The organism is Algoriphagus zhangzhouensis, assembly GCF_900148515.1.
Taxonomy (GTDB): domain Bacteria; phylum Bacteroidota; class Bacteroidia; order Cytophagales; family Cyclobacteriaceae; genus Algoriphagus; species Algoriphagus zhangzhouensis.
On the sequence record NZ_FRXN01000003.1, the window covers coordinates 94,667 to 119,670 of the forward strand.

Below are 25,004 nucleotides of genomic sequence, written 5' to 3' on the forward strand. Positions count from 1 at the left end.
CAATTTCCTCCCCACACGTCGGCAAACTCCTCAATTTTGCACAAACTCTTTTCTAAACTTGAAGTTTGTGGTAGCAAAATTTTCGTCAAACAAGCCTCCTAATTGCAACCCTCACAATTGATTTCTTAACACCCAAAACTGGAAGGCGGATCCAGACTAATTTTGATGTCATGACTTAATTTAAAGTAATCTGTTTTGCCAAAAGTCTCAAATATTACCTGTGACTTCAACTGGACCATTTGCTTTGAAATGGCTGGTGACGGATTGAGGTCAACAAGCGTTAAGAAAATCGGCTAGTTCCGAACTTGTTCGGAAATCCGGCGATTTTTAGCGTTTGACCCAATCTGGCAGAAAATGTCCGTAGACATTTTCAAGCCAATTCAGGCAAAAGACTTTTGTAACTTTTGGTCTTTCAAAAGTTAGATAAAGATTCCGTTCAATCCATTTTTCAAATTCGATGATTATTTCGGCCTCAGACTGTTAAACAACAAGAGTTTGAAAAATATTTTTAATTAATCAATAACTGCTGATGGGTAAGGAACCGGTAGACCTGTTTCCTTATTAATTGGCATTTGAGCTTCTCTTTGCTGCAAAAGTCCTGTCATCAATAAAGCCATTTCAATTGTCTTCAACTTTTGAACTTTGCTCAAATCCCGAGTTTCACTGATGTCATTTGCAATATTAAACAACTCCAACTTCTGGTCTGCATGATGGTAGATCAGTTTGTAATTCCCTTTCCTAAGGATAGAATAAGGTGGATTGTAATAAGTATTTGGATAATGCCATAAAATCGACCTTTCTTGATTTCCCTTCTCACCTTCTATCAATGAAGTCACAAAACTTTCTCCTTCGATCTCATATTTTTCTTGAATTTCAACCTGGCCTGCCATTTCCAAGAAAGTTGGAAAAATATCATCAATAAACACATAATCCTCATTCTGGGAATTTGGCATAACCACTTCTGGCCATTTAACGATCAAAGGAACTCGAATCCCTCCTTCATACGGACTCAATTTATAACCTCTCAATGGTAGATTTTGTGGCACTTCCTTGTGAACTCCATTATCAGACATAAAAACCACAATGGTATTGTCACTCACTCCTAATTCCTCCAAGTGATTCATAAGATCTCCCAATGATTTGTCCATTGCTTCAATCATTGAGGCATAAGTTGCTTCCCTTTCTGTCAAACCTTGGTCTGCATATTTTTGGTAAAAGCGATCATCCCTTTCCCATGGAGCATGAATTGCATAGTGAGACATATAGAGATAAAAGGGTCTTTCTTCCTCCACAGCCTCAGTTAATGCCTTTTTGGCTTCCAGTGTCAAAGCTTCTGTCAGATAAATATCTTGGCCATGGTAAGCCTCCAATCCAGGTACATCCCAAACATGCTCTCCATTTGTTCTCCATGCAGCACTGAAATCTTTGGTACCCCAATAGCTCCCTGGACCTCCTGCTGCATGACCACCTATATTCACATCAAAACCTAGGTTTAAGGGATTTTCACCAGGAGTTCCCATCGATCCAAAATGAGCTTTGCCGACATGGATGGTTTTATAGCCAAGTTTTTTCAGTTCTGCTGGTAAAGTGGGCGAATAAAAAGTCCTAGGAACTGATCTATCTGGACTGAGCCCATTCAAATTCCAATCAGGAGATTTGACCACAGGAATATCATCATCAGGGGACTGATCCTTTCTCAAAGTCCAATTGGTGACTCTATGCCTGGCAGCATTGACTCCTGTCAACAAACTGACCCTCGAAGGCGAACAAACTGCATAGGCATAGGCTTGGGTAAACTTCATTCCCTCATTTGCCAATCGCTCCATATTTGGAGTTGTGTACCTTTTATTTAGCTCTGTTATTTCAGTATAGAATGGAACCGAAGTATCTGTCCAACCCATATCATCCACAAAAAAGAAAACGATATTCGGCTGGCTCTCACTGGTATTTTGAGAGAAAACCGAAAACACGAAGATGAAAGAGAACAAAGAAAAAAGGAGTAAGCCTTTACCAAAACCAGAGAGTCTTTTCACAGTAGAGAGGGAATTAATTTTAGAATTGAAATACAAAAAAGCATTTTTTGAGCAATTAGACTAAACTTTTGAACATGATATAAGTATCAACCAATCCCAATGTTTGATGTCTAAAGCCATTGGGAGTAGTTCCAATTATCTTAAACCCAAACTTTTTCCATAGTGCCACAGCCGGCAAGTTAGTACTTACCACAATATTGAATTGAATCCCCAAAAAGCCCTCGCTCTTAGCAAACTCGATAGAATGTTCACAAAGGAGTTTTCCAATACCTTTCCCATGGTGGTCAGGACTGACCATATAGCTTCCATTTGCGATATGATTCCCAAGATCTATTTGATTAGGCTTAATCACATAAGTCCCAACTACTTCCCCGTTTTCATTTTCGGCTACAAAAGTGCTCATGTAATCAGCAAACCAATGTTTGGGAAGAGATTCTTTGGGTGTTTGTGGGTCAAAAACATAGGTGTCACCACTTGAGATTACCATGGAGAATATCTCCCAAACAGCGTCAAAATCCCGATTAAAGTCAGCTTTTCTTATTTTCATCAAAATTCAATTAGATGAAAATATAGCCTTAAGAAAAAGAAAAAATGATCATTCCTCGTAAAAAGAAACTTTGAGATCTTCCAAAATCCCCCTGACACTCGTTTTGTTAAATGGCTTGTGATAATAGCCTATTACTTCTTTATATGATACGGCTCGATTTCGCTGCTCCATCCCAATAAAATTGGTAATCACCACAATTTTAAATCGCTCTTTAAAATGGTAATCGAACTTTCCAAATTCATCCAAAAATGCCCATCCATCCATGACAGGCATTTTCAAATCCAATAAGATCAAAATGGTTTCTTGGAAATTCAAATTATTTGAAAGGGAGCGGATATAGTCAATGGCAGGTGAGCCATCTAGAAATATTCTTACTTTATTTCGAAAGCCAAACCCGCACAATCTTCTCTTTACAACCTCTGTATAAAGCTTATCATCATCTATTAATACAATTTCAGAGAACTCCATTCTTAAAAAATTTTATATAATAATTTAAGAACGAATCTAAATAGAGCAAAATAATTGAAAATATATTTTTAAAATTAAATAAAATACATAATTAAGTAGATGAAATTCAATTATTGAAGAACAAAATCAATTATATATTAAACAATTAATTATGATGTGATTTAGTAATTAAATTTTAAAAAAAACCATAAGAAAATAGTTTAATAAAGCTTTTAAAAGCTGGTGTTTCAAAGATAAATAATTAATGTCGAAACATAAATTCAACCTCGTATTTCGAATCTCTAGTGACTCATTTCAAAATATTGATTTTCAATTATTTAAAATCAAAACAAACTCTTTTCCAATCTTCTCAACTTTCGTTTCAAAGCATTGGTTTTCATAACCAGTAAACACGCTAAGACAAAAAGAATAATGAGCATACCTGAAACCAAATTCAATCTGGTAAAAAAGTTCACCCAGGAAACCAATGGACTTGCCAATTCTTTATATAGCATAATTCCAACACTTCCTAAATAACCAAAAGCGTCAGCTATGTAAAACAAGAACCCTACTGTACCTTTGAATCTCAAAACCGCTATAAACCTCTCAAATATCAAACAGTGAAATAATATATATGGCAGGTAAATACTAAACCCCGAAACAATCATCCAAAGGATAGGATCCATTAATTGATTTCCAAAAAGGATTGTAGCCAAAATCATTAATGCAGCCCCCAGTAAAGTCAAAAACATCCCGGATCGAAATGCAGACTTGTTATCCAGAATGAGAATCCCAGCAGCTGAAATTAGCAACACCACAATGGCAATAGGAATCTCAGTTAAAGTAATCAATTCAGGCTGTCCAGACATTCCCAATTCTTTCCAGAATTCTACAATAAAATTGTCTCTGAAATCGCGGACTATGGTCAATAAGACATAGATCAAAACGAGAAATAAGAATGCTCCCCCGTGTTTTTTCAAAAACTTGATCCGGTCTGCCCTCTCCATAGGCTTTCTCTCTGTCCTCAGTTCTTTATCCAGATCAGTGGGGCCTTTCACCTTGCTTAAGATAAAAGAAGAAGCGATAAACATAGGAAAGAACAATAGCCCCGTGGCAAAAGGCATCCACAATTCAGGTACAGCAAAACTCCCCATTAACCAAAGTCCAATAGATTTGACAAAACCGGTAGAAAAGATGAAAGTGGCACTTAAGCCAGCCACCAATAATTCAGAATTCCGCCTTCCTTCGAGGTAAACCAAAACGATCCCGAAAATCATCCCTAAAGGCAGGCCATTCAAGAACATGGCAACAGGCTTTAACCAATCTGGAACCACAGCAAAAGCCATTAACATCAGGATACTAAAACCTACCAAACTCACCAAGGCAGCAAACCGTTTTCCAACGGAGAGCTCGGAAACTACTTTGATTCCAATAAACTTGGAAAGCATATATCCCATCACCTGGCTGATGATTAAAAGGGTTTTGAAATGGAAAGAACCTAAATCACCGATTTCCTCATATTGACCAGCTAAAAAAGCCTTTCTGGATGCATACATTCCAGTATAGGCTAAAAATGCCATGCTTAGCAAGACTAGGTCAGTTTTCGATATAGATACTTTATTCAATCTCAAATTGAACAGTTTTTGAGTTTTAAAAATCACTGTAAATTCTAATAAGGGCGTTTGACCAAAAATAGACTCAAACAAATAATCCCAAGAATCCAGAATGTTATTATAGTATTAATTTTTCGTTTAGAGAAATTAATTTTCTTATTATGAAATTTTTAACAACCTTTGATATAAATGGATTGAGCCATTTTCAAATAGTTCGATTCAGTCAATTAGAATTTGATATTCATGGAAAATTCAAACTATCTGACCAGCTATATCGGGGGTAAGATCAAAGATTTGAGAAAATCTAGAAACCTTAAGCTCGGGGATCTTTCAGATCTTTCAGGAATCAGTATTGCAATGCTGAGCAAAATTGAAAATGGAAGAATCTATCCGACAATTCCTTCTCTAATCCAGGTCTTACAAGCCCTCAACGCTGATCTCAACGAGTTTTTCTCAGATCTAAAAGAAGACCCTAACTCTCCTGAATACATCCTGATCAAAAGATCGGACTACAAATCGATCAAGAAAGAGGAAGAATCAATTGGTTTTGATTATGAATTAATCCTCAACAGAAAGATAGAGAAGTCTTCATTGGAAATTTCTCTCCTGACTATTTCAAAGTCCTCTAAAAGGGACCGAGTATCAACGGAAGGCCTAGAATACTTATATGTTATCAAAGGAAGCTTGAATTTTGAATTAGGTGACACTTCTATTTCGCTTGAAGAAAATGATTCTCTTTTCTTCAATGGAAAAATCCCCCACGTCCCTGTCGGTACATCCCAATCTGATGTGATTCTTTTGGTTATTTATTTCATTGAAATCAATTAATCACATCATGGAAGATATCGGGAAAGCCATGGTTTTTAAAGGGATCAAATCCCCCTTTAGCTTGGAGGAGTTTCAATTCCCCCAATTAAAATCTGGAGAAGTCTTAGTCAAGAACACCTACAGTACTGTTTGTACCAGTGATCTCCATACATTTTACGGAAGAAGGCATTCCTGCACTAATAGCGTTTTAGGGCATGAAGTCATCGGAGAGATTGTTGATTTACCTCAAAACGGCGTGTCTGACTACCAGGGGAATTCCCTTAAGATTGGAGATAAGGTCACTTGGACTGTTTTTGCCTTTGATCCCCTATCGGAAAATACTCTAAAGGGATTTCCTCAAAAGTCTGAAGGACTTTACAAATATGGGCATGAAGAAATCAATGAAGAATATCAGTTGAACGGAGGCTTTTCCACACATACACATTTGCGAAAAGGAACAGCCATTTTCAGGCTCCCTTTTAATCTGACCTTGAAAGAAGCCGCTCCTATCAATTGTAGTCATGCAACTATTGCAGGAGCGATCCGAATGGCTGGAGATATTTCAGGTAAGAATTTATTGGTTAGCGGAGTTGGAATGCTTGGATTATCGGCTTGTGCCCAAGCAAAATTCCTGGGAGCTAAACAAGTTTGGGCTCAGGACATCAATTCTGAAAAATTGAATTCTTCAAAGGAATTCGGAGCAGATCAAACCTTTCTTTTTTCTGAAAATGAAATAGAATCTTCCTCTCTGGAGATTGGAGGGATGGACATCGTCATTGAGACTTCCGGTTCTCCAGAAGCTATTGAAAAATGCATCAAACTCCTGGGAATCGGTGGCACTATCATATTGGTAGGATCTGTTTTTTCCCAACGTGATTTAGCAATCAATGGAGAAGTTTTGGTTAGAAAAATCCTAACCATCAAAGGACTTCACAACTATATTCCAGAAGACTTGGCGACTGCGATAGAGTTTGTTTCCACCGCCAAAAACAGATTCCCTTTTGAAAAGCTGGTCGGGGAAGAATTCCCATTAGAAGAGTTGGAAAAAGCATTTGAATTGGGACAAGAAGGCAAACATATTAGAGTTGGAGTAAAGCCATGAAACACAGATTGAAATACCCTTTTTATCAATATAATCAACATTACCATGTATGATTTAATAGTTGTAGGCGGTGGAGTGCTTGGAGCATTTCATGCTTATCATGCTTTGGAAGCTGGATTGAAGGTGGCTATCCTAGAAAAGGATAAAACCCCTCAGGAGGCGACCACTCGCAATTTTGGTCAAGTTGTCCCCTCTGGAATGGATAGTAAATGGCAAACCTATGGTCGGGAAAGCTTAAAAATTTACAAATCCATCCAAGCTAAGTTTGATGTAACAGTCCGAAACAATGGATCGGTTTATCTGGCTTCCAATCCAGAAGAACAGCAACTGATCGAGGAGCTTTTTTCCATCAATCAATCCAATGGATATCCTTCCGAATTGCTTTCCAAAGAAGCTTGCCTGGCCAAATATCCCGGATTGCGAAGTGATTATGTGGTAGGTGGATTGTTTTTCCCAGAAGAAGTCACAGTAGAACCAAAAACGATGATTCATCGATTATTGGAATACTTGATAAGGGAAAAAGGGCTAGCCTATTTCCCCAACCATCAAGTGATCTCCTGCAACAATACTGGAAATGGGGTTTGGCTAGAAACCGCAGCTGGACACAAATTCAAAGGAGAAAAAGTTATAATTTGTAATGGTAGGGATTTCAAGACTCTTTATCCTGAAATCTTTGTAGAAAGCGATCTAGAAGTCACCAAACTTCAAATGATGCTAACCAAACCTCAGTCAAAAAGCTACATACTTCCGGGTTCTATTTTGACAGGATTATCGATTCGCAGGTACGAGGCTTTCCATGAATGTCCTTCTTTCGCAGAAATCAAAAGTCGGGAACCTAAGGATTCTTTGGAGAAAAAATGGGGAGTTCATATCCTTTTCAAACAAGCTACAGACGGCTCTGTAATTTTGGGAGATTCTCATGAATATGCGGATGCCAAGGACAGCGATAATTTGGGTTATGACTTGAATATGGACATCGATCAGTTTATGATTGATGAAGCCAAAAAGATCATCGATCTTCCTACTTATGAGATAGCTCACCGTTGGTTTGGGGTATATTCCCAATGCAAAACCAAAGACATTTTCCTACAAACCATTGATGAGAATATCCATGTGGTGACTGGAATTGGTGGAAAAGGAATGACCGGAAGTGCCGGGTTTTCAAAAGAACATATTGAACAATTATTTAAATAAAAATGAGCAAGATAAAACTAGCCGTATTTGATATGGCGGGAACCACTGTAGATGAAGACAATGTCGTCTATAAAACCGTCCAGAAAGTCATCAACGACAAAGGCTATGGCGTTAGCTTGGACCAGGTTTTAGAATATGGAGCTGGAAAAGAAAAACACCAGGCCATCATTGATGTGTTGACCAATTGTACAGAGGAGCAAGAGGTCAAAGAAAAAGCAGCTGAGATTTTTGGGAATTTCAAGCCGGAATTGAAAGCAGCATATGAAAACTTGGATGTGAAGACATTTGAAGGCGTCAAAGAAATGATGGAGGCTCTTCGCTCCAACGAGGTCTTTGTCGTTCTCAACACAGGTTATGATAGAAAAACAGCCCAATCATTGGTCGACAAACTAGGCTGGGAAGTAGGAAAAGATATAGATGGATTGGTGACAGCCGATGATGTGGTCAATGGGAGACCCGGCCCTGATATGATTCTAAAAGCGATGGAAATCGTAGGAGTTACAGATTCTCAAACTGTCCTAAAAGCTGGAGATTCAGCCATCGATATTGAAGAAGGGAAAAATGCCAATTGTGGCCTGACAGTGGGAGTTTTGACTGGCGCTCAAACTTCCGAACAGCTTCAAACTGTCAATCCTGATTATATTCTAGAAAGTGTGGCTAGTCTGGATAAGATTTTGGGTTGAAGATTTTAATTTAAACCTTCTAGGCCTTTCGAGATTTCGAAAGGCTTTTTTATTGAATAGTCTAAAAGATTTTACCGCATCACTTCGAATTCCTAAAACAAAAAAGCCCCGAATTGCTTCGGGGCTTTTTGCGGAACGGACGGGACTCGAACCCGCGACCTCCTGCGTGACAGGCAGGCATTCTAACCAGCTGAACTACCGCTCCTAATGGAGTAATTAATAAAATATTTGCGGAACGGACGGGACTCGAACCCGCGACCTCCTGCGTGACAGGCAGGCATTCTAACCAGCTGAACTACCGCTCCTTGTTACCAGACCTCTTTTGACCTTGGTTTTGAGTGATGCAAAGGTATTGTTTTGATCTCTTTTTGCAAAAGCTTGAAAGAAAAAAACTCAATTCATTTTGTATTCTCTTCTTTCTCAGTGAAATAAATTTTCCTTCTACAAGCCATTTTTAACATCAAATTGAAAAATAGCTGACCTCACTCCTTTCCAATCAGACTATTTCAAGCCTTTTTCCCAATTCCAACTATCTCTCATGGAATCCTCCAAGGAGTAAGATGGTTGCCAGCCCAAAACTGAATTGATCTTTTGAGTATCCGCCCAAATTTTGATCACATCTCCTGCCCTTCTCGGCCCAATCTCATAATTCAATTTCAAATCATTCACCTTTTCAAAGGTATTGATGACTTCTAAAACTGTATTTCCATTTCCAGTCCCCACGTTGAACACATCATAGAAATCTATTTCCTGCTGGGACAAATAATCCAAGGCTTTCATATGCGCATCAGCCAAGTCCATCACATGGATAAAATCACGGATACAAGATCCATCAGGAGTATCATAATCATCCCCAAATACCGTGATCTTTTCACGGATACCTGCGGCAGTCTGCGTAATGTATGGAATTAGGTTATTTGGAGTCCCATTTGGAAGCTCGCCTATTTTCCCAGATGGATGAGCGCCAACAGGATTAAAATATCTTAAAGAAATCGCTCGGATTCCCGGTTTGCTATTCACAAAATCAACCAACACATCCTCACAAACCTTTTTGGTATTACCGTATGGGCTTTCCGCATCTTTTCTTGGCGTAGATTCGGTCACAGGAAGTACATCTGGCTGACCATACACGGTGCAAGAGGAAGAAAAAACGATATCCTTAATCCCTTTATCTTGCATGAAATCAAGCAAAACCAATAAAGAACCAATGTTATTCCGGTAGTATTTCAATGGTAGCTGAGTACTCTCTCCTACTGCCTTGAAAGCGGCAAAATGGATTACTCCAGAAATCTCATGATCCTTGGCAATTTCTTCATAAATAGCCCGATCATTACAATCCCCTTTGTAGAAAATCGGTTTAGCCCCGATAATCTCCTCTAATCTACCTAAAACGCTTTCACTTGAATTGGAAAGGTCATCTAAAATAACAGGGGTCAAGCCAGCCTCAGCCAGCACTACAGCAGTGTGGGAACCGATATAACCTGCCCCACCTGTGATCAATATTTTTTTCATGCTAATGGTAAAAATTCTGAGCAAGCAAAACTATCTAAAAAATGGAATTAGGAGAATTAAACCAGACTTTATTCTCACCAAATCTACTTTTAACTCAAAACCCATTTTTGTCATTTCAAGGGTCCTAAAGATTCAAATAAATAGTTATTTCGCTTTTCGTGACCCTTACCAAGCAAAACCCTACTCATTATTTAATTGATTACCAATTGGTTTTATGATTTTATCAAATTCATACCGGTCCGGAAGAGCTTGGAATTTCCTGCGTTTTCAATCTCTTAGAAACAATTAAATCCCTATCTTTGCCGCTTCAAAAAAAGCTTAGAAATACATGATCTCAGTAGATAATCTTTCCCTCAAATTTGGAAAAAGAACCCTTTTCGAAGACGTTAACCTGAAGTTCACTCCAGGCAACTGCTACGGTGTAATCGGTGCCAATGGAGCTGGAAAATCTACCTTCTTGAAAATACTTTCCGGTGAAGTCGATAGTACCTCCGGAGCAATCAATATCACTCCTGGCCAGCGCATGGCTGTTTTAAAGCAGAACCACTTTGAGTTTGATGAGGTGGAAGTGCTTAAGACGGTTTTGATGGGACATAAAACTCTTTATGCCATCATGGAAGAGAAAGATGCCATCTACATGAAGCCTGACTTCTCTGAGGAAGACGGATTGAGAGCCTCTGAATTGGAAGCTGAATTTGCTGAAATGGACGGATGGAATGCGGAATCTGATGCTGCAGCCCTACTTTCAGGTTTGGGAATCACTGAAGACTTGCACTACCAGCCGATGAAAAACTTGGCAGGTAACCAGAAAGTACGAGTTCTTTTGGCTCAGGCTCTTTTCGGTAATCCAGACATCCTAATTCTTGATGAACCTACCAACGACTTGGACTCTGAAACCATCGTTTGGCTGGAGGACTTCTTGGTCAATTTCAAAAACTTGGTAATCGTAGTTTCTCACGATCGTCACTTTTTGGATTCCGTTTCTACCCACATTGTGGATATTGACTTTGGTAAAATCAAAATCTACTCTGGCAACTATACTTTCTGGTATGAATCTTCTCAATTGGCATTGAAGCAAAGATCCGATCAGAATAAGAAAGCTGAAGAGAAAAGAAAAGAATTGCAGGAATTTATTGCTCGATTCTCAGCGAACGTCGCAAAATCCAAGCAGGCTACTGCTCGTAAGAAAATGCTTGAGAAACTCAACGTGGATGACATTGAGCCTTCTTCTAGAAAATACCCTGGCATCATGTTCAAGCCTGAGCGTGAAGCTGGTGACCAAATTTTCATGACTGAGAATCTTGAATTGGTTTCTGATGGAGTCACTTATTTCACCGACGTGAATTTGATGGTTGACAAAGGCGATAAGATCGCTTTCATCTCCAAAACCAAGCAGGCTGTCAACAAATTCTTCCAGACTATCATGGAGGAAATCCCTGCTACAAAAGGTTCCTTGAAATGGGGAGTCACCATCAATAAGGCTTACTTGCCAAACGACAACTCTGAATATTTCAATTCTGACTTAAACCTCATTGACTGGTTGAGACAATACTCCTCCAATCAAGAAGAGGCATATGTTCGTACCTTCTTGGGAAGAATGCTTTTCACTGGTGAAGAAACTTTGAAAAAGTGTACAGTTCTTTCTGGGGGTGAAAAAGTTCGTTGTATGATATCTAAGATGATGCTCCAAAACCCGAATCTTTTGGTGATGGACGAACCTACCAACCACTTAGACTTGGAATCTATTACAGCTTTCAACAACGCAGTAATTGATTTCCCTGGAACCGTCCTAATGTCATCTTATGACCACGCTTTCGTTCAGTCTTCGGTAAACAGAATCATTGAATTCACTCCAAACGGAACCATCGACAGAAGAATGCCTTACGATGATTATTTGGAAAATGAAGAAATCAAAGCTCTTCGCGACAAAATGTATGGACATAGCTAAGTTCTAATTGCTGATAGCTGCCATCATAGCCTATTTAGCGATCACAGTTGGGATCGGGGCCTGGTCTTCCAGACTGGTTCGAAACTCCAATGACTTTGTATTAGCGGGAAGATCTCTCCCGCTTTTTCTTTCTGCATCTGCCTTGTTTGCGACTTGGTTCGGATCGGAAACCATATTCGGAGCCTCATCCGTATATCTGGAGGAAGGGTTGATTGGTGTTATAGAAGATCCATTTGGGGGTGCACTTTGCTTGGTGCTCTTTGGAATGTTCTTTCTTCGCCCCATGTACCGAATGGGAGTTTTGACCATTGGAGACGTTTTCAAGAGAATCTTCGGAGCCAAAGTGGAGCTAACAGCTTCCCTATTCATGATTCCTGCATACTTCGGATATGTTGCAGCTCAATTAGTCGCTCTAAGTTTAGTTTTAGGAACGGTCACCGATTTAAACTTGCTTCAGGGAATTATGATTTCTGCGGGAATAGTCGTTTTCTACACCTTTTTGGGAGGAATGTGGGCGATTTCCATCACCGATTTTATTCAAACCACGATGATTGTAATCGGCCTTCTTTGGGTGGCTACAATGATTGCAAAAGAAGCGGGTGGAGTGTCAGAAATCCTTTCTCAGGCACCGCCTGAAAGCTTCCAGATCCTTCCTGAAAACACCCTAAACGCTTGGCTCAACTATTTTGGAGCATGGATTATTTTGGGTTTGGGCTCCATCCCTTCCCAAGATATCTACCAACGTGTGATGGCCTCCAAATCAGAAAGTGTCGCAGTCAAATCAACTTATTTGGCAGGCCTATTTTACTTAAGTTTCGGACTTCTGCCTTTATTTATAGCCTTGGGAGCGAAAGTTCTTTATCCAGAATTATACCTTGAAAATAAGCAGATGCTCTTGCCTTCCATGATTTTGGAACATGGAGGATTGCCTGTTCAGATTGTTTTCTTCGGTGCGCTCATCTCTGCGATTATGAGTACAACTAGCTCGGGTCTTTTAGCACCAGCTGCTATTATCTCTGAAAATATCATCCGGCCACGTTTCGGTAAAAATCTAGATGACAAGCATTTTCTATGGATTCTTAGAGGCAATGTGATTGCAGTAGCCATTGTAGCAACCATCTTAGCCAGTTTGGAATCTGATATTTATGATCTGGTTGCAGGAGCCTCAATTCTCATGTTGGTTTCACTCTTTGTACCTTTGACCGCAGGTTTATATTGGAAAAAAGCCTCTCCGCTTGGAGCCATGCTTTCTATGATTATTGGAATGCTTGTCTACTTGATTGCATCTCGATTTGAAATGGAAGTTTCCCCTCATTTAATTGGCTTGGCAGCCAGTATTCTTGCCATGATTATCGGGAGCATAATCTCCCCAAAACAAACTCAATCCATTCATGAATTATCCTAAAATCGTACTAAAGAAAGGAAAAGAGATTTCCCTATTCCGTAAACACCATTGGGTCTTTTCCGGAGCCATAGCCCACATGGACTCCGATTTAGAAGCAGGCCAGCTTGTTTCTGTATTTTCCCAAAAAGGAGATTTTTTAGGAACTGGTCACTATGCGCATGGATCTATCATGGTTCGCTTGATCACCTTTGATCAAGAAGCGATTGATCAGGAATTTTGGAACAAAAGAATCCAAAATGCTTATCAGGTAAGGAAGGCATTAGGCTTGACTGACAATGCAGAAACCAACGTTTATCGTTTGGTGCATGGAGAAGGTGATTTGCTTCCGGGACTCATTGTGGACTTCTACAATGGCACAGCGGTGATCCAGGCTCATCATGTCGGAATGCATGCACATATTCAGGAAATAGCATCAGCTATCCAATCGGTTTATGGGGAGAGCTTAGCTGGAGTCTTTGACAAAAGCTCAGAAACCCTTCCGAAAAATCTGGACATTGCATCCAACGAATGGATTTTGGGCGCTCCGAAAACAGACTTGGTTCAAGAGTATGGAGCAACCTATAAAATTGACTGGGAAAAGGGTCAAAAAACAGGATTTTTCATCGATCAGAGAGAAAATCGAAAATTGTTAGCTTCTTTTTCCAAAGGCAAGAAGGTATTGAATACGTTCTGCTATTCCGGAGGATTCTCTGTATTGGCATTGTTAGACGGAGCCAAAGAAGTGCACTCAGTTGATATTTCTCCAAAAGCTATCGAATTGACTGAAGAGAACATATCGCTTAATCCAAAAATCACTGGTCAGCACGAATCAAAAGTAGCAGATGTGGTAAAATACATACGTGAAATCGGAGATGATTATGATGTGATAGTATTGGACCCACCAGCTTTTGCCAAAAATCTAAAAGCACGACACAACGCGGTGCAAGGCTATAAAAGGCTGAATGTAGAGGCTTTGAAAAAGATTAAATCCGGTGGCATTTTATTCACATTCTCTTGTAGCCAAGTGGTTGATAAAGCATTGTTTAGAAACACCATCACTGCCGCAGCCTTGGAATCAGGTAGAAAAGTGAAAATCCTTCACCAATTAAGTCAGCCTGCTGACCATCCGATCAACATCTATCATCCTGAAACTGAATACCTCAAAGGCCTTGTACTTTATGTAGACTAAAAATCAAACAATTTTCCAAGGTGGATCAAGTCTTTTGGAGTATTTTCACCCTGTAAACTTACAACACTATGTATACTGGAATCCAACATTTACACTCTGGGCTTGCTTACTTGGTTTTGATCGCGTTGATCATCGTTATCGTTTTGATGCTTATCGGATCATTGAGTGGAAAAGAGTTCACTGAAAAAGACAGAAAAATAGCTCTAATCGCTTTCATCCTTTCCCACGTTCAGTTGTTGGTAGGATTGATCCTATATTTCGTCAGCCCAATCGGTTTGAGCCTTTTGCAAGGTGGCGGAGCGATGTCTGATCCAATTGCAAGATTGACTGCACTAGAGCACCCTTTGATCAATATCATTGCAATTGCTGTAATCACCATCGGCTACAGCAGAGCGAAGAAGCTATCTACTTCTAAAGCCAAATTCAGATCCATCTATATGATGTATGCAATCGGTTTGGTTTTGATCTTGAGCAGAATCCCTTGGGGAAATTGGTTAGGCTAAGCCTTCAATAAATCACATTAAACCAAAAAATCCGGAGCTGATCATCAACTCCGGATTTTTTGGTTCTCAAATTCTTAAATCTTGGTTCTTGGCTCTCGGCTCTTGATTCCTGATTCTAATTTAAAATCCACCTTTTATCGTTTCTGCTATTTCAGCCAGTTCCTCATTGCTAAGTTTCAACTTAGGTCGGGTAAAATTGATATCATCCATCGTTCTCAAGGGTACCAAATGAACATGTACGTGAGGCACCTCTAGTCCGATTACCGCCACTCCTACTCTTGTACATTTGATCGTTTTATCGATTGCTTTGGCCACTTTCTGAGAGAAAACAGTTAAACCAGAAAGAACCTCAGGATCGAGATCAAAAATGTAATCCACCTCTTGCTTAGGTACTACCAACACATGTCCTTTTACCAAAGGCATGATATCTAAAAATGCGATGTAATTATCATCCTCAGCTACGATATGAGCAGGGATTTCTCTGTTGATGATTTTTGTAAAGATGCTTGCCATAATGCCCGAAAATAAAAAAATCCCGGCGAAAACCGGGATTCAAATGAATTAAATATGGATTAGTAAGAGATATCTAAAATCTCAAACTGAAGCTTTCCAGCTGGTGCATTGATCTCTGCGATTTCACCGATAGTTTTTCCAACAAGACCTTTTCCAAATGGAGAGGCCAAAGAGATTTTTCCAGCTTTCAAATCAGCCTCTTCTTCAGAAACCAAGGTATAAGCTACGGTCATCCCGTTTTTAACATTTTTGATTTTCACAGTACTCAAAATACCAACTTTGGACTGATCCAATTGAGAATTGTCAAGTACTCGCGCATTCCCTACAACAGCTTCCAATTTTGCAATCTTCAACTCCAAAAGACCCTGAGCATCCTTAGCAGCATCGTATTCGGCATTTTCAGACAAATCACCTTTGTCTCTTGCCTCTGCAATTTGCTTAGCAATATCCGATCTACCCTTAGTCTTCATCTCGTGAAGTTCATCTTTCAGCTTCTTCAGGCCTTCCTCGGTATAGTATTGTACTTTTGACATAGTTATGTTTGTTAGTAGGCACAAAAAACAAAGTAACGGTCGCATGAATGGGACCGTTACCTTTTCTCTTGCTTGTATTTGTTAGGCAAAAATAGCAATTATCCATTCACAAAGCAAAAAAGCCATCATTTTTCAATGGTATGGAAGACTTTGTAAATCTTTATTTGAATGCTTTCTTGATCCTTTTTACAAGGACTTGATTGATCTTTTCATAGGACTCAAAAGTCCATCCCGCCACATGTGGACTAAAGATGACATTATCTCTTTGAGCCAACTTTTCAAACTCCTCTTTCTGCTCAGGGGTAAACTTCTTGAATTTCTCATTTTCCAGCACATCCAAGACTGCTCCTCTTAGAATCCCTGCATCCAAAGCTCGGTTCAAGGTTTCAAAACTGATCACTTCTCCCCTTGCTGTATTGATCAACCAAAATGGTTTGGCAAAGCTTTCCAACTCTTCAAAAGTAAAAAAACCTTTGGTTTCGGGAGTCAAAGGAACATGGATGCTCAAAATATCAGCCTCCGCTTTTACTTTTTCCCAAATGACTTCTTGGACATTATCGTCCTCAAATTCTCTCTTATACTTGTCATAAGCCATCACGCAAACTCCAAAGCCCGACATACGTTTTGCAAAGGATTTTCCCATATTGCCATAGCCCATGATCCCAACGGTCTTCCCTTTGAGCTCATGCCCCCTATTTCCTTCCCTATCCCAGATTCCTTTTCTTACCTCAGCATCGGCTTTGATCACATGATTGAACAAAGCCAAAAGTCCACCTACAGCATGCTCTGCTACAGCATCTCTATTGCCTTTTGCGGCATGGAAAAGCTTGATTCCTCTCTCTACTAAGTAATCCAAATCAATCTTATCCAAACCGGCACCTGCCCTTGCGATAAATTGCAATTGGCTGGCTTTTTCTAACAACTCCCGATCCATCGGTGTCTTCGAGCGGATCACCAAGCCATGAAAATCATGGACTTTATCCATAATCTCAGAGCGAGAAATTTTAGGTTCATAGTGAACGGTATGCTCGTCTTTCTCCAGCAATTCAATTATGCTGGGATGCATTTCATCTATGATAAGTATTTTCATTCTATTATAAATTCAATAAAAGCATGGCTACGCCGAAATAAACAGCAAGCCCTAACAAGTCATTGGTAGTGGTGATAAATGGTCCCGAGGCAATAGCGGGATTGATTCCAAAACGATTCAGTACCAAAGGAGTGACAGTCCCCATAAAAGAGGCCAACAAAACCACACAAAACAGAGCTATTCCTACAGTAACTCCAAAGATCGGTTCAAAGCCATACAGAAAAACAACGACTAGGAACACAAAAGCTCCCAATACGACTCCATTGATTAAGGCAATCATCAAGCCCTTGAAGAAACGTTGAAATGGAGTATCATCAAATACCGACTTGCTAGCTAATGATTGTACAATCAGAGAACTGGCCTGAATTCCTACATTTCCACCTGTTGCAGCAACCAAGGGTATAAAAGAGGCCAAAGCTAAATATTTATTCAACCCATCTTCAAAGAAACCAATGATCTTGGCCCCCATCAATCCTCCCATCACTCCAATCAACAACCAGGGAAGTCTCGCTTTGGTGATCATAAAAATGGAATCGGATTCCTCAATATCTCCGGAGATACCGGCCATTGCCTGGATATCCTCATCCGCTTCCTCTTGAACTACGTCCAAGATATCATCCACGGTAATTCTTCCGACCAACTTGTTTTTGGCATTAATGACAGGAACAGATTCCAAGTCATACTTTCGCATGATAGAAGCCACTTCCTCCTGATCCATATAAGTTGGAACGGAAATAACCTCTTCTTCATAGATATCCTCAATCTTGGTATTTTCCCCAGCCAGGATGATTCGTTTCAAAGAAACTCTCCCTAAAAGTTGTTGGCGATTATTTACAACGTAGATAGAAAAGATCTTCTCTACATTTTCGGCTTGTCTTCTAATCTCATTGATGGTCTGGATTACATTCCAGTTTTTATTGGCCCGGATGAATTCCTTTGCCATGATACCACCCGCTGTATCCTCTTCATAGCGTAAAAGGTCTAAAACCTGCTCAGACTTGAGTTTATCTTGAAAGTGAGAAATTACTTCCTCCCGCTCCCTTTCTCCTAAAAGCTTGAGCATATCCGCTCCATCATCAGAGTCCATCAACTCGATGTAGGAAGCGATTTCAGGTTCGGAATATTCCTTTAAAACCCTAAAAAGGGTGTTATCATCCAGTTCGATTAGAATATCAGCTGCGGTTTGCTGAGGCAAAGCCCGAAGCACATAGATGGATTCTTCCATCGAAAGCTCGTCCAGCACAGCTGCAATATCAGCCACATTGACCCCATCTAGTGATTCCTGAATAAAATCAAGATCCTGAGACTCGATCGCCTGCTGAAGGCTCTCTAAGTATTCTTTCGAAAGTTCAAATTGCTTAATGATTTCCACGAGAAGCTTCGATTTGTTGGGTTAAAAACACAAAATCAGCCACATCCAATTGTTCCGCACGTTTATCCAAAAGTGGATTAATTTTCAAATCTTCCGGAAGTTGAAATGATTTGAGAGAATTACGCAAAGTTTTCCTTCTATTTCCAAATCCTGCCTTTACTACCTGGAAAAATAATTTTTCCTTGCAGTCCAGCTTTTCCGTTTGGTTTCTAGTCAAGCGGATGACTCCAGAGTCAACCTTTGGAGGAGGATTAAAAACTCCCGGAGGCACGGTAAACAAATATTCAATATCATAAAACGCCTGCAGCAAAACAGATAAAATCCCGTATGCTTTATTTCCTTTCGGAGAGGCTATTCTTTGTGCCACTTCCTTTTGAAGCATACAAACTACCTCAGTCACTTTATCTCTTTCATCCAAAACACGGAAGAAAATCTGAGATGAAATATTATAAGGAAAATTACCCGCTATGGCGTATTTATCAGGCAAAACGGAGGAGAAATCCTCCTTCAAATAATCCCCTTCAATGATCTTTTCCTTGAGCTGGGGATATTTTTGATATAGATAGGCTATGGACTCAGAATCAATATCGATCAGATAAAGTTCCATTGGATTTTTCAAAAGAAAATCCGTGAGCACACCCATACCCGGTCCGATTTCAAGGACACAATTCACCCCATCATGACCTTTGACTGCCTGAGCAATCCGCTCGGCAATACTCAAATCAGTCAAAAAATGTTGTCCCAGATGTTTTTTGGGTCTGACGTTTTGCATCGAATAGCTCAGATTATTTTTTATAACTTGCGCCTAAAATTAAGACAATATTCCTAAAGGCCTAAGTCCAATCAAGGGCCCTCTTTTTAAATCTTTGTTTTTATGAGCACAAGAAATTCAAAACCCATCATTGGGATCAGTATCGGAGATGTAAACGGCGTCGGAGCGGAAGTCATTATGAAGGCGCTTTTGGACAATAGATCTCATAAAAACTTCACTCCCCTGATCTATGGTCATGGAAAAGCATTGAGCTTTTACAGAAAGCAACTGAATATGGAGGACTTCAATTTTCTTCAAATTAGGAGTCTGGATGAAGTCCAATACAAAAGAGTCAATGTAATCAATGCAGTTGAGGAATGCCCGGAGATTATTCCTGGTGTAGAAACTCATGAAGCTGGTAAAATGGCTCTGGATTCCTTGAAAATGGCAGTCGAAGACCTGAAATCCGGCAAAATCCAAGCTTTAGTGACCGCTCCAGTCAATAAGAACAATATCAATTCTGAGGAATTCAAATTTGTGGGACATACGGAGTTTATCACCGATTCTGTAGGAGCCAAAAACAGTCTGATGTTTATGGTGGCCGAACAATTGAGAGTTGGCTTGGTGACTGGCCATATTCCTCTTTCTCAAGTTTCCTCAGCAGTGACCAAAGAAAAAATCAAAGAGAAAGCCAATATGATGTTGGCCAGTCTGGAAAATGACTTTGGAATATCTAAGCCAAGAATTGCCATTTTGGGACTAAACCCTCATGCTGGTGAGGATGGATTGTTGGGAAAGGAAGAAGAAGAAATCATCCGTCCAGCAATCAATGAGCTGAAAGATCAAAATAAAATGGTCTTTGGCCCATACCCATCCGACGGCTTCTTTGGAATGATGCACCAAACCAAATTTGACGGAATCCTTGCCATGTATCATGATCAGGGCTTGATTCCATTCAAATCAATCGCATTTAGCAATGGAGTGAACTTCACAGCTGGACTTCCTGTTATCAGAACCTCCCCTGACCATGGTACAGCCTATAATATAGCTGGAAAAGGTCTTGCAGATGAGGGCTCTATGCGTGCAGCGATCTTTCTGGCAGCAGATATCGTTCAATACAAGGAATCCCTTTTGGAGGAAGCTTAATTTATTGAGCAAAAACCAAATAATATTTTCCCTAGGATTATTAAAAAAATAAAATAATGTCTATTTTTGCGGTCTTAAATCGGAAGGAGGAATCGTGAAATTCTTGAGAAGCTTTGATATTGAGGTAATTAAGTTCAAAGAGGGAAGTCACGAAATTGATTTTCAGATTGATGATCAGTTCTTCTCCCAGTTTGAAGACAATGACTTGGTCCAAAAAGGTGACTTGACCGCACGGGTCTTGATGCACAAAGGAGCCAATTTGATTGAAATGGAATTTCAAATTGCAGGAAAAGTAAGATTGACCTGTGACAGAAGTCTAGAGGAATTTGACCAAGATCTGGACATTCAGGAAGAACTCATTTTCAAATACGGCTCAGAAGAAAAAGAGATTGACGAGAATATTTACATGATCACTCGGGACACTCCAAGTATTAATGTAGCTCAGTTTATCTATGAATTCATTCTTTTGGCGCTTCCTGCCAAAAAAATTCATCCAAACCATAGAAATGAATTGGACGATGAAGAAGTGGAAGCTGAAGGCCTATATATTTATATAGATGGTGAAGGCGACTCAGAATGGGAAGATTCAGAAGAAGGAGAAGAAGAAGAAGATCAACCGGTAGATCCCCGATGGGAAATGCTGAAAAACTTAAAAAAATAAAAGAGAAATCATAAACCACGAATAAAATGGCACATCCTAAACGCAAAATTTCGAAAACCAGAAGAGATAAGAGAAGAACTCATTACAAATTGGAGGCTCCTGGTTTGGCTAAATGTCCAACTACTGGCGAAATGCACCTTCCTCACAGAGCTTTCTGGTTGGACGGTAAATTGTACTATAAAGGACAAGTAATCATCGAAAAAGAAGTATTGGCTTAATCCAATTCTTTCCAAATATTAGAAATCCATTCCCTTTCAGGAATGGATTTTTCTTTTTCAGACAATTACAATCCTCATGGATTCAGTAACTTAGCAATTGATAGTCCGATTAATTTTGGCAGTAAGAAGCAATTGTAATATTTTTGACCTTCCTTAGTGAAACCTATCAACCTAAGATTGACAAAGACTTCCTCATAGTCTTTGATTTAAACAAATTCTAATGGACCAAATCAGAGCCATGGTCACCGGGATTCAAGGGTATGTCCCTGAGTACCGATTGACCAACAAAGAACTTGAGAAGCTGGTAGAAACAAACGACGAGTGGATTGTCTCGCGTACCGGTATCAAGGAAAGACGAATTCTCAAAGGAGAAAACCAAGGTACCTCCGTTATGGGAATCGAAGCAGTCAAAGGATTGCTTGAAAAAACCAACACAGACCCTCTAGACGTAGAATTAATCATCTGCGCTACTGTTACCCCTGACATGCCATTTCCTGCTACTGCAAACATCATTGCTGATCAAGTGGGAGCTAAAAACAGCTTTAGTTTTGATATTTCGGCAGCTTGTTCAGGGTTTTTATATGCCCTTCAGATGGGTGCGCAGTATATCCAAACAGGCGCACACAAAAAGGTAATCGTTGTAGGAGCCGACAAAATGTCCTCCATCATTGATTACCAAGATAGAACCACTTGTATCCTATTTGGAGACGGTGCTGGTGCAGTGATGCTTGAACCAACTACTGAGGAATTTGGGATCATGGATTCAATCCTTAGATCAGATGGATCTGGTGCTCCATACCTTCACATGAAGGCCGGAGGTAGCCGTAAACCTGCCACTCATCAAACTGTAGAAGCCAGAGAGCACTTTGCTTACCAAGAAGGCTCTACAGTTTTTAAGTTTGCTGTGACAAACATGGCAGATGTAAGTGCAGAAGTAATGGAAAGAAATGGTTTGACCGGAGATGATGTAGCTTGGTTAGTCCCTCATCAGGCAAACAAAAGAATCATCGATGCCACTGCCAATAGAATGAACGTGGGGCCTGAAAAGGTAATGATGAATATCGAAAGATATGGAAATACAACAGCTGCAACCATTCCTCTATGCCTTTGGGATTATGAATCTCAATTGAAAAAAGGAGACAATTTGATTTTGGCAGCATTTGGAGGTGGATTCACTTGGGGTTCTGTTTACCTTAAGTGGGCTTACGATCCGAAATAAATTGAAATAATAAACTCAAATATATTATGGCAAGTACTGCAGATTTTAAAAATGGGTTATGCCTTGAAATCAACAATGATATCTATTCAATTGTTGACTTTCAACACGTAAAACCAGGTAAAGGAGCAGCTTTCGTCCGCACAAAAATGAAAAGCTTGACTTCAGGTAAAACTTTGGACAAGACTTTCAATGCTGGTGAAAAAGTAACAACCGCTAGAGTTGAAAAAAGACCTCATCAATTCCTTTACAAAGATGACATGGGGTATCACTTTATGGATACCAACACCTTCGAGCAGATCATGATCGAAGAGAAATTGATCGAAAGATATGACCTTCTAAAAGATGGTCAGTTGGTAGACATCATGGTTCATGATGAAACTGAAACTCCTTTGGTAGTCGAGCTTCCTCCATTTGTGGAGCTGATGATTACCTATACAGAACCAGGCATCAAAGGCGATACAGCTACCAATGCCTTGAAACCTGCGACAGTTGAAACCGGTGCTACGGTCATGGTCCCTCTCTTTGTAGATCAGGACATCATGATCAAAGTAGATACTCGTGACGGATCATATTCTGAGCGTGTAAAATAAATCCATAGCTGTGAATCGGTAAGGTTCACAGTTTTATTGTTTTTAAACCAACCCTGGCCGAGAGGCATTTAAAAAATAGAACCTTATGAAAGCAAAAGAAATCCAGGAATTGATCGATTACATTTCGAATTCCGGTCTAGCTGAAGTAAAAATCAAAACTGAGGAATTTGAACTTTCAATTAAAAAATACTCTGAAGCACCTCAAATGAAAGTGGTTGAAGCAGCTCCTGCTCCAGTTGCAGCGGCTCCAGCTCCTGCTCCGGTTGCAGCTCCTGCTGCGGCTCCAGCACCTAGCAACTCTAACTTGGTAGAGATCAAATCCCCAATGATCGGAACTTTCTACCTGACTCCAAATCCAGACTCTCCTGCTTTTGTGAGTGAAGGTGATTCCATCAAAGCTGGTCAGACAGTGTGTATCATTGAAGCTATGAAGCTTTTCAATGAAATCGAATCTGAAATCTCAGGAAAAATTGTAAAAATCTTGGTTTCTAATGCCACTCCTGTAGAGTACGATCAACCATTGTTCTTGGTAGATCCAGCAGGTTAATTTTTCACCCAAAATAAAATTGCTGTGTTTAACAAAATACTGATAGCAAACCGAGGAGAAATTGCACTGAGAGTAATCCGTACCTGCAAGGAGATGGGCATCAAAACAGTAGCAATCTACTCCACGGCAGATAAAGATTCACTTCATGTCCGTTTTGCGGATGAGGCGGTTTGTATTGGACCTGCCCCAAGCAAGGACTCTTATTTGAATATCCCAAGAATCATCGCTGCAGCGGAAATCACCAATGCCGATGCTATTCACCCAGGGTATGGATTTCTTTCTGAGAATGCAGAGTTCTCTAGAATCTGTGATGAATACGGAATCAAGTTCATCGGTGCATCTCCAGATATGATCGCTAAAATGGGTGACAAGGCTACCGCCAAAGCAACCATGAAAGCAGCAGGAGTACCTACCATCCCAGGATCTGAAGGTCTTTTGGACTCTGTAGAGCAAGGATTGAAGCTTGCAAATGAAATGGGATACCCTGTCATCCTAAAAGCAACTGCTGGTGGTGGTGGCAGAGGTATGAGAATCGTAAAAGAAGACAAAGATTTCAAAAAAGCATGGGATGATGCTAAAATGGAATCTGGTGCAGCTTTTGGAAACGACGGTCTATACCTTGAGAAATTCGTAGAAGAGCCAAGACACATCGAAATTCAGGTAGTAGGTGACAGCAACGGAAAAGCTTGCCACCTTTCTGAAAGAGATTGCTCTATCCAGAGAAGACACCAAAAATTAGTAGAAGAAACTCCTTCTCCATTCATCACTGAAGAACTTCGTGAAGAAATGGGTAAAGCAGCTATCAAAGGTGCTGAAGCAATCGGATACGAAGGTGCTGGAACTATCGAATTCTTGGTTGACAAAAACAGGAACTTCTACTTCATGGAGATGAACACCCGTATTCAAGTGGAGCATCCGATCACTGAAGAGGTTACTGATTTTGACTTGATCAAAGAACAAATCAAAGTAGCTGCAGGAGAAAAAATCTCCGGTAGAAACTACTTCCCTAAGCTATATGCTATGGAGTGCCGAATCAATGCTGAAGACCCATCGCACGGCTTCCGTCCTAGCCCAGGAAAAATCCAAAATCTACACATCCCAGGTGGACGTGGTGTCCGTGTTGACTCTCACGTATATGCTGGATATGTCATTCCACCGAATTACGATTCCATGATCGCTAAATTGATCGTTAGTGGTCAATCTCGTGAAGAGGTAATTGTAAGAATGAAAAGGGCTTTGGAAGAATTTGTAATTGACGGAATCAAAACAACGATTCCTTTCCATATTGCATTGCTTGAAAATGAGCAATTCAAGGCAGGCGACTTCACGACGAAGTTTTTGGAATCTTTCGATTTCTCCGTCATCAAAGGTTAAAAAGCCAACCTTAATCAACCTTAAAGCT

25 protein-coding genes and 2 tRNA genes are annotated in these 25,004 nt (G+C 40.0%); 15 read left to right on the forward strand and 12 right to left on the reverse strand.

The features are described from left to right. Positions 1 to 512: 512 nt before the first annotated feature. The 4 genes from BUF13_RS10675 to BUF13_RS10690 form a co-directional block, all read right to left on the reverse strand. Positions 513 to 2,033 carry a sulfatase gene (locus BUF13_RS10675; RefSeq protein WP_243839730.1) on the reverse strand — a complete coding sequence of 507 codons (1,521 nt, stop codon included), beginning with the start codon at positions 2,031 to 2,033 and terminating at the stop codon, positions 513 to 515. Positions 2,034 to 2,088: 55 nt separating this feature from the next. Next, positions 2,089 to 2,580 (reverse strand): GNAT family N-acetyltransferase, encoded by a 492-nt coding sequence (locus tag BUF13_RS10680; protein ID WP_073571805.1) that lies wholly within the window; start codon positions 2,578 to 2,580, stop codon positions 2,089 to 2,091. Between the two features lie 48 nt (positions 2,581 to 2,628). Further along, positions 2,629 to 3,048, reverse strand: a complete 420-nt coding sequence (locus BUF13_RS10685) for a response regulator (protein WP_073571806.1) — start codon at positions 3,046 to 3,048, stop codon at positions 2,629 to 2,631. 323 nt (positions 3,049 to 3,371) lie between these two features. Continuing rightward, positions 3,372 to 4,607 carry a DUF5690 family protein gene (locus BUF13_RS10690; RefSeq protein WP_073572436.1) on the reverse strand — a complete coding sequence of 412 codons (1,236 nt, stop codon included), beginning with the start codon at positions 4,605 to 4,607 and terminating at the stop codon, positions 3,372 to 3,374. Positions 4,608 to 4,883: 276 nt separating this feature from the next. Between BUF13_RS10690 and BUF13_RS10695 the strand changes: the two genes are divergently transcribed. From BUF13_RS10695 to BUF13_RS10710, 4 genes are read left to right on the forward strand one after another with little or no spacing between them, the layout of a single operon-like run. Then, entirely contained in the window at positions 4,884 to 5,468 is a 585-nt protein-coding gene (locus BUF13_RS10695) for a helix-turn-helix domain-containing protein (RefSeq protein ID WP_073571807.1), read from the forward strand. Positions 5,469 to 5,475: 7 nt separating this feature from the next. After that, positions 5,476 to 6,549 (forward strand): zinc-binding dehydrogenase, encoded by a 1,074-nt coding sequence (locus BUF13_RS10700; protein ID WP_073571808.1) that lies wholly within the window; start codon positions 5,476 to 5,478, stop codon positions 6,547 to 6,549. 45 nt (positions 6,550 to 6,594) lie between these two features. Continuing rightward, the gene (locus tag BUF13_RS10705; protein WP_170865144.1) at positions 6,595 to 7,743 is read left to right on the forward strand and encodes a TIGR03364 family FAD-dependent oxidoreductase; all 1,149 of its coding nucleotides are present in this window, start codon (positions 6,595 to 6,597) and stop codon (positions 7,741 to 7,743) included. 2 nt (positions 7,744 to 7,745) lie between these two features. Continuing rightward, on the forward strand, positions 7,746 to 8,426 hold the full coding sequence (locus BUF13_RS10710; RefSeq protein WP_073571810.1) for a phosphonatase-like hydrolase: 681 nt from the start codon (positions 7,746 to 7,748) through the stop codon (positions 8,424 to 8,426). A 131-nt stretch (positions 8,427 to 8,557) separates the two neighbouring features. Here BUF13_RS10710 and BUF13_RS10715 read toward each other — a convergent pair. From BUF13_RS10715 to galE, 3 genes are all read right to left on the reverse strand, one after another. Then, positions 8,558 to 8,631 (reverse strand) — tRNA-Asp (locus BUF13_RS10715). Positions 8,632 to 8,657: 26 nt separating this feature from the next. Continuing rightward, positions 8,658 to 8,731 (reverse strand) — tRNA-Asp (locus BUF13_RS10720). Between the two features lie 196 nt (positions 8,732 to 8,927). Beyond that, positions 8,928 to 9,938: a UDP-glucose 4-epimerase GalE gene (gene galE / locus BUF13_RS10725; protein ID WP_073571811.1), complete on the reverse strand. Its 1,011-nt coding sequence runs from the start codon at positions 9,936 to 9,938 to the stop codon at positions 8,928 to 8,930. 328 nt (positions 9,939 to 10,266) lie between these two features. Here galE and BUF13_RS10735 point away from each other — a divergent pair, with 328 nt between their 5' ends. The 4 genes from BUF13_RS10735 (at position 10,267) to BUF13_RS10750 (ending at position 14,962) form a co-directional block, all read left to right on the forward strand. Next, positions 10,267 to 11,886 carry an ABC-F family ATP-binding cassette domain-containing protein gene (locus BUF13_RS10735; RefSeq protein ID WP_073571813.1) on the forward strand — a complete coding sequence of 540 codons (1,620 nt, stop codon included), beginning with the start codon at positions 10,267 to 10,269 and terminating at the stop codon, positions 11,884 to 11,886. 7 nt (positions 11,887 to 11,893) lie between these two features. Beyond that, a complete protein-coding gene (locus BUF13_RS10740) occupies positions 11,894 to 13,291 on the forward strand; it encodes a high affinity choline transporter 1 (protein ID WP_073571814.1) in 1,398 nt (465 codons plus the stop codon). Continuing rightward, entirely contained in the window at positions 13,278 to 14,459 is a 1,182-nt protein-coding gene (locus BUF13_RS10745; RefSeq protein WP_073571815.1) for a class I SAM-dependent rRNA methyltransferase, read from the forward strand. The genes BUF13_RS10740 and BUF13_RS10745 overlap by 14 nt, the downstream gene beginning before the upstream one ends. A 68-nt stretch (positions 14,460 to 14,527) precedes the next feature. Then, positions 14,528 to 14,962 carry a hypothetical protein gene (locus tag BUF13_RS10750; RefSeq protein ID WP_073571816.1) on the forward strand — a complete coding sequence of 145 codons (435 nt, stop codon included), beginning with the start codon at positions 14,528 to 14,530 and terminating at the stop codon, positions 14,960 to 14,962. Positions 14,963 to 15,082: 120 nt separating this feature from the next. Here the strand turns inward: BUF13_RS10750 and BUF13_RS10755 are convergent, their stop codons facing one another. The 5 genes from BUF13_RS10755 to rsmA form a co-directional block, all read right to left on the reverse strand. Then, the gene (locus BUF13_RS10755; protein ID WP_073571817.1) at positions 15,083 to 15,475 is read right to left on the reverse strand and encodes an HIT family protein; all 393 of its coding nucleotides are present in this window, start codon (positions 15,473 to 15,475) and stop codon (positions 15,083 to 15,085) included. Between the two features lie 59 nt (positions 15,476 to 15,534). Then, positions 15,535 to 16,008, reverse strand: a complete 474-nt coding sequence (gene greA / locus BUF13_RS10760) for a transcription elongation factor GreA (RefSeq protein WP_073571818.1) — start codon at positions 16,006 to 16,008, stop codon at positions 15,535 to 15,537. 160 nt (positions 16,009 to 16,168) lie between these two features. After that, positions 16,169 to 17,098, reverse strand: coding sequence for a 2-hydroxyacid dehydrogenase (locus tag BUF13_RS10765; protein WP_073571819.1), 930 nt, complete (start codon positions 17,096 to 17,098; stop codon positions 16,169 to 16,171). A gap of 4 nt (positions 17,099 to 17,102) precedes the next feature. After that, positions 17,103 to 18,470, reverse strand: coding sequence for a magnesium transporter (mgtE, locus tag BUF13_RS10770; protein WP_073571820.1), 1,368 nt, complete (start codon positions 18,468 to 18,470; stop codon positions 17,103 to 17,105). Then, the gene (rsmA, locus tag BUF13_RS10775) at positions 18,457 to 19,242 is read right to left on the reverse strand and encodes a 16S rRNA (adenine(1518)-N(6)/adenine(1519)-N(6))-dimethyltransferase RsmA (RefSeq protein ID WP_073571821.1); all 786 of its coding nucleotides are present in this window, start codon (positions 19,240 to 19,242) and stop codon (positions 18,457 to 18,459) included. Before rsmA ends, mgtE begins: the two co-directional genes overlap by 14 nt. A gap of 102 nt (positions 19,243 to 19,344) precedes the next feature. Between rsmA and pdxA the strand changes: the two genes are divergently transcribed. From pdxA to accC, 7 genes are all read left to right on the forward strand, one after another. Continuing rightward, positions 19,345 to 20,367 carry a 4-hydroxythreonine-4-phosphate dehydrogenase PdxA gene (pdxA, locus tag BUF13_RS10780; RefSeq protein WP_073571822.1) on the forward strand — a complete coding sequence of 341 codons (1,023 nt, stop codon included), beginning with the start codon at positions 19,345 to 19,347 and terminating at the stop codon, positions 20,365 to 20,367. Positions 20,368 to 20,461: 94 nt separating this feature from the next. Further along, positions 20,462 to 21,028 carry a YceD family protein gene (locus tag BUF13_RS10785; protein ID WP_073571823.1) on the forward strand — a complete coding sequence of 189 codons (567 nt, stop codon included), beginning with the start codon at positions 20,462 to 20,464 and terminating at the stop codon, positions 21,026 to 21,028. A 26-nt stretch (positions 21,029 to 21,054) separates the two neighbouring features. Beyond that, complete coding sequence (rpmF, locus tag BUF13_RS10790; protein ID WP_008201274.1) at positions 21,055 to 21,246, forward strand: 50S ribosomal protein L32; 192 nt, start codon at positions 21,055 to 21,057, stop codon at positions 21,244 to 21,246. A 220-nt stretch (positions 21,247 to 21,466) separates the two neighbouring features. Further along, on the forward strand, positions 21,467 to 22,465 hold the full coding sequence (locus BUF13_RS10795; protein ID WP_073571824.1) for a beta-ketoacyl-ACP synthase III: 999 nt from the start codon (positions 21,467 to 21,469) through the stop codon (positions 22,463 to 22,465). A gap of 26 nt (positions 22,466 to 22,491) precedes the next feature. Next, positions 22,492 to 23,055 carry an elongation factor P gene (efp, locus tag BUF13_RS10800; RefSeq protein ID WP_073571825.1) on the forward strand — a complete coding sequence of 188 codons (564 nt, stop codon included), beginning with the start codon at positions 22,492 to 22,494 and terminating at the stop codon, positions 23,053 to 23,055. Positions 23,056 to 23,140: 85 nt separating this feature from the next. Further along, on the forward strand, positions 23,141 to 23,602 hold the full coding sequence (gene accB / locus BUF13_RS10805) for an acetyl-CoA carboxylase biotin carboxyl carrier protein (protein ID WP_073571826.1): 462 nt from the start codon (positions 23,141 to 23,143) through the stop codon (positions 23,600 to 23,602). 24 nt (positions 23,603 to 23,626) lie between these two features. Continuing rightward, positions 23,627 to 24,976: an acetyl-CoA carboxylase biotin carboxylase subunit gene (gene accC / locus BUF13_RS10810; protein ID WP_073571827.1), complete on the forward strand. Its 1,350-nt coding sequence runs from the start codon at positions 23,627 to 23,629 to the stop codon at positions 24,974 to 24,976. Positions 24,977 to 25,004 lie beyond the last annotated feature (28 nt).

Excerpts from the sequence above, each read along its gene's own strand:
- greA (WP_073571818.1), bottom strand. The coding sequence starts at position 16,008 with ATGTCAAAAGTACAATACTATACCGAGGAAGGCCTGAAGAAGCTGAAA.
- BUF13_RS10765 (WP_073571819.1), bottom strand. The coding sequence starts at position 17,098 with ATGAAAATACTTATCATAGATGAAATGCATCCCAGCATAATTGAATTG.
- BUF13_RS10705 (WP_170865144.1), top strand. The coding sequence starts at position 6,595 with ATGTATGATTTAATAGTTGTAGGCGGTGGAGTGCTTGGAGCATTTCAT.
- BUF13_RS10710 (WP_073571810.1), top strand. The coding sequence starts at position 7,746 with ATGAGCAAGATAAAACTAGCCGTATTTGATATGGCGGGAACCACTGTA.
- efp (WP_073571825.1), top strand. The coding sequence starts at position 22,492 with ATGGCAAGTACTGCAGATTTTAAAAATGGGTTATGCCTTGAAATCAAC.
- BUF13_RS10750 (WP_073571816.1), top strand. The coding sequence starts at position 14,528 with ATGTATACTGGAATCCAACATTTACACTCTGGGCTTGCTTACTTGGTT.
- BUF13_RS10700 (WP_073571808.1), top strand. The coding sequence starts at position 5,476 with ATGGAAGATATCGGGAAAGCCATGGTTTTTAAAGGGATCAAATCCCCC.
- BUF13_RS10695 (WP_073571807.1), top strand. The coding sequence starts at position 4,884 with ATGGAAAATTCAAACTATCTGACCAGCTATATCGGGGGTAAGATCAAA.
- pdxA (WP_073571822.1), top strand. The coding sequence starts at position 19,345 with ATGAGCACAAGAAATTCAAAACCCATCATTGGGATCAGTATCGGAGAT.
- accB (WP_073571826.1), top strand. The coding sequence starts at position 23,141 with ATGAAAGCAAAAGAAATCCAGGAATTGATCGATTACATTTCGAATTCC.
- galE (WP_073571811.1), bottom strand. The coding sequence starts at position 9,938 with ATGAAAAAAATATTGATCACAGGTGGGGCAGGTTATATCGGTTCCCAC.
- BUF13_RS10680 (WP_073571805.1), bottom strand. The coding sequence starts at position 2,580 with ATGAAAATAAGAAAAGCTGACTTTAATCGGGATTTTGACGCTGTTTGG.
- BUF13_RS10755 (WP_073571817.1), bottom strand. The coding sequence starts at position 15,475 with ATGGCAAGCATCTTTACAAAAATCATCAACAGAGAAATCCCTGCTCAT.
- BUF13_RS10745 (WP_073571815.1), top strand. The coding sequence starts at position 13,278 with ATGAATTATCCTAAAATCGTACTAAAGAAAGGAAAAGAGATTTCCCTA.
- BUF13_RS10685 (WP_073571806.1), bottom strand. The coding sequence starts at position 3,048 with ATGGAGTTCTCTGAAATTGTATTAATAGATGATGATAAGCTTTATACA.
- BUF13_RS10690 (WP_073572436.1), bottom strand. The coding sequence starts at position 4,607 with ATGGCATTTTTAGCCTATACTGGAATGTATGCATCCAGAAAGGCTTTT.
- BUF13_RS10795 (WP_073571824.1), top strand. The coding sequence starts at position 21,467 with ATGGACCAAATCAGAGCCATGGTCACCGGGATTCAAGGGTATGTCCCT.
- rsmA (WP_073571821.1), bottom strand. The coding sequence starts at position 19,242 with ATGCAAAACGTCAGACCCAAAAAACATCTGGGACAACATTTTTTGACT.
- rpmF (WP_008201274.1), top strand. The coding sequence starts at position 21,055 with ATGGCACATCCTAAACGCAAAATTTCGAAAACCAGAAGAGATAAGAGA.
- BUF13_RS10735 (WP_073571813.1), top strand. The coding sequence starts at position 10,267 with ATGATCTCAGTAGATAATCTTTCCCTCAAATTTGGAAAAAGAACCCTT.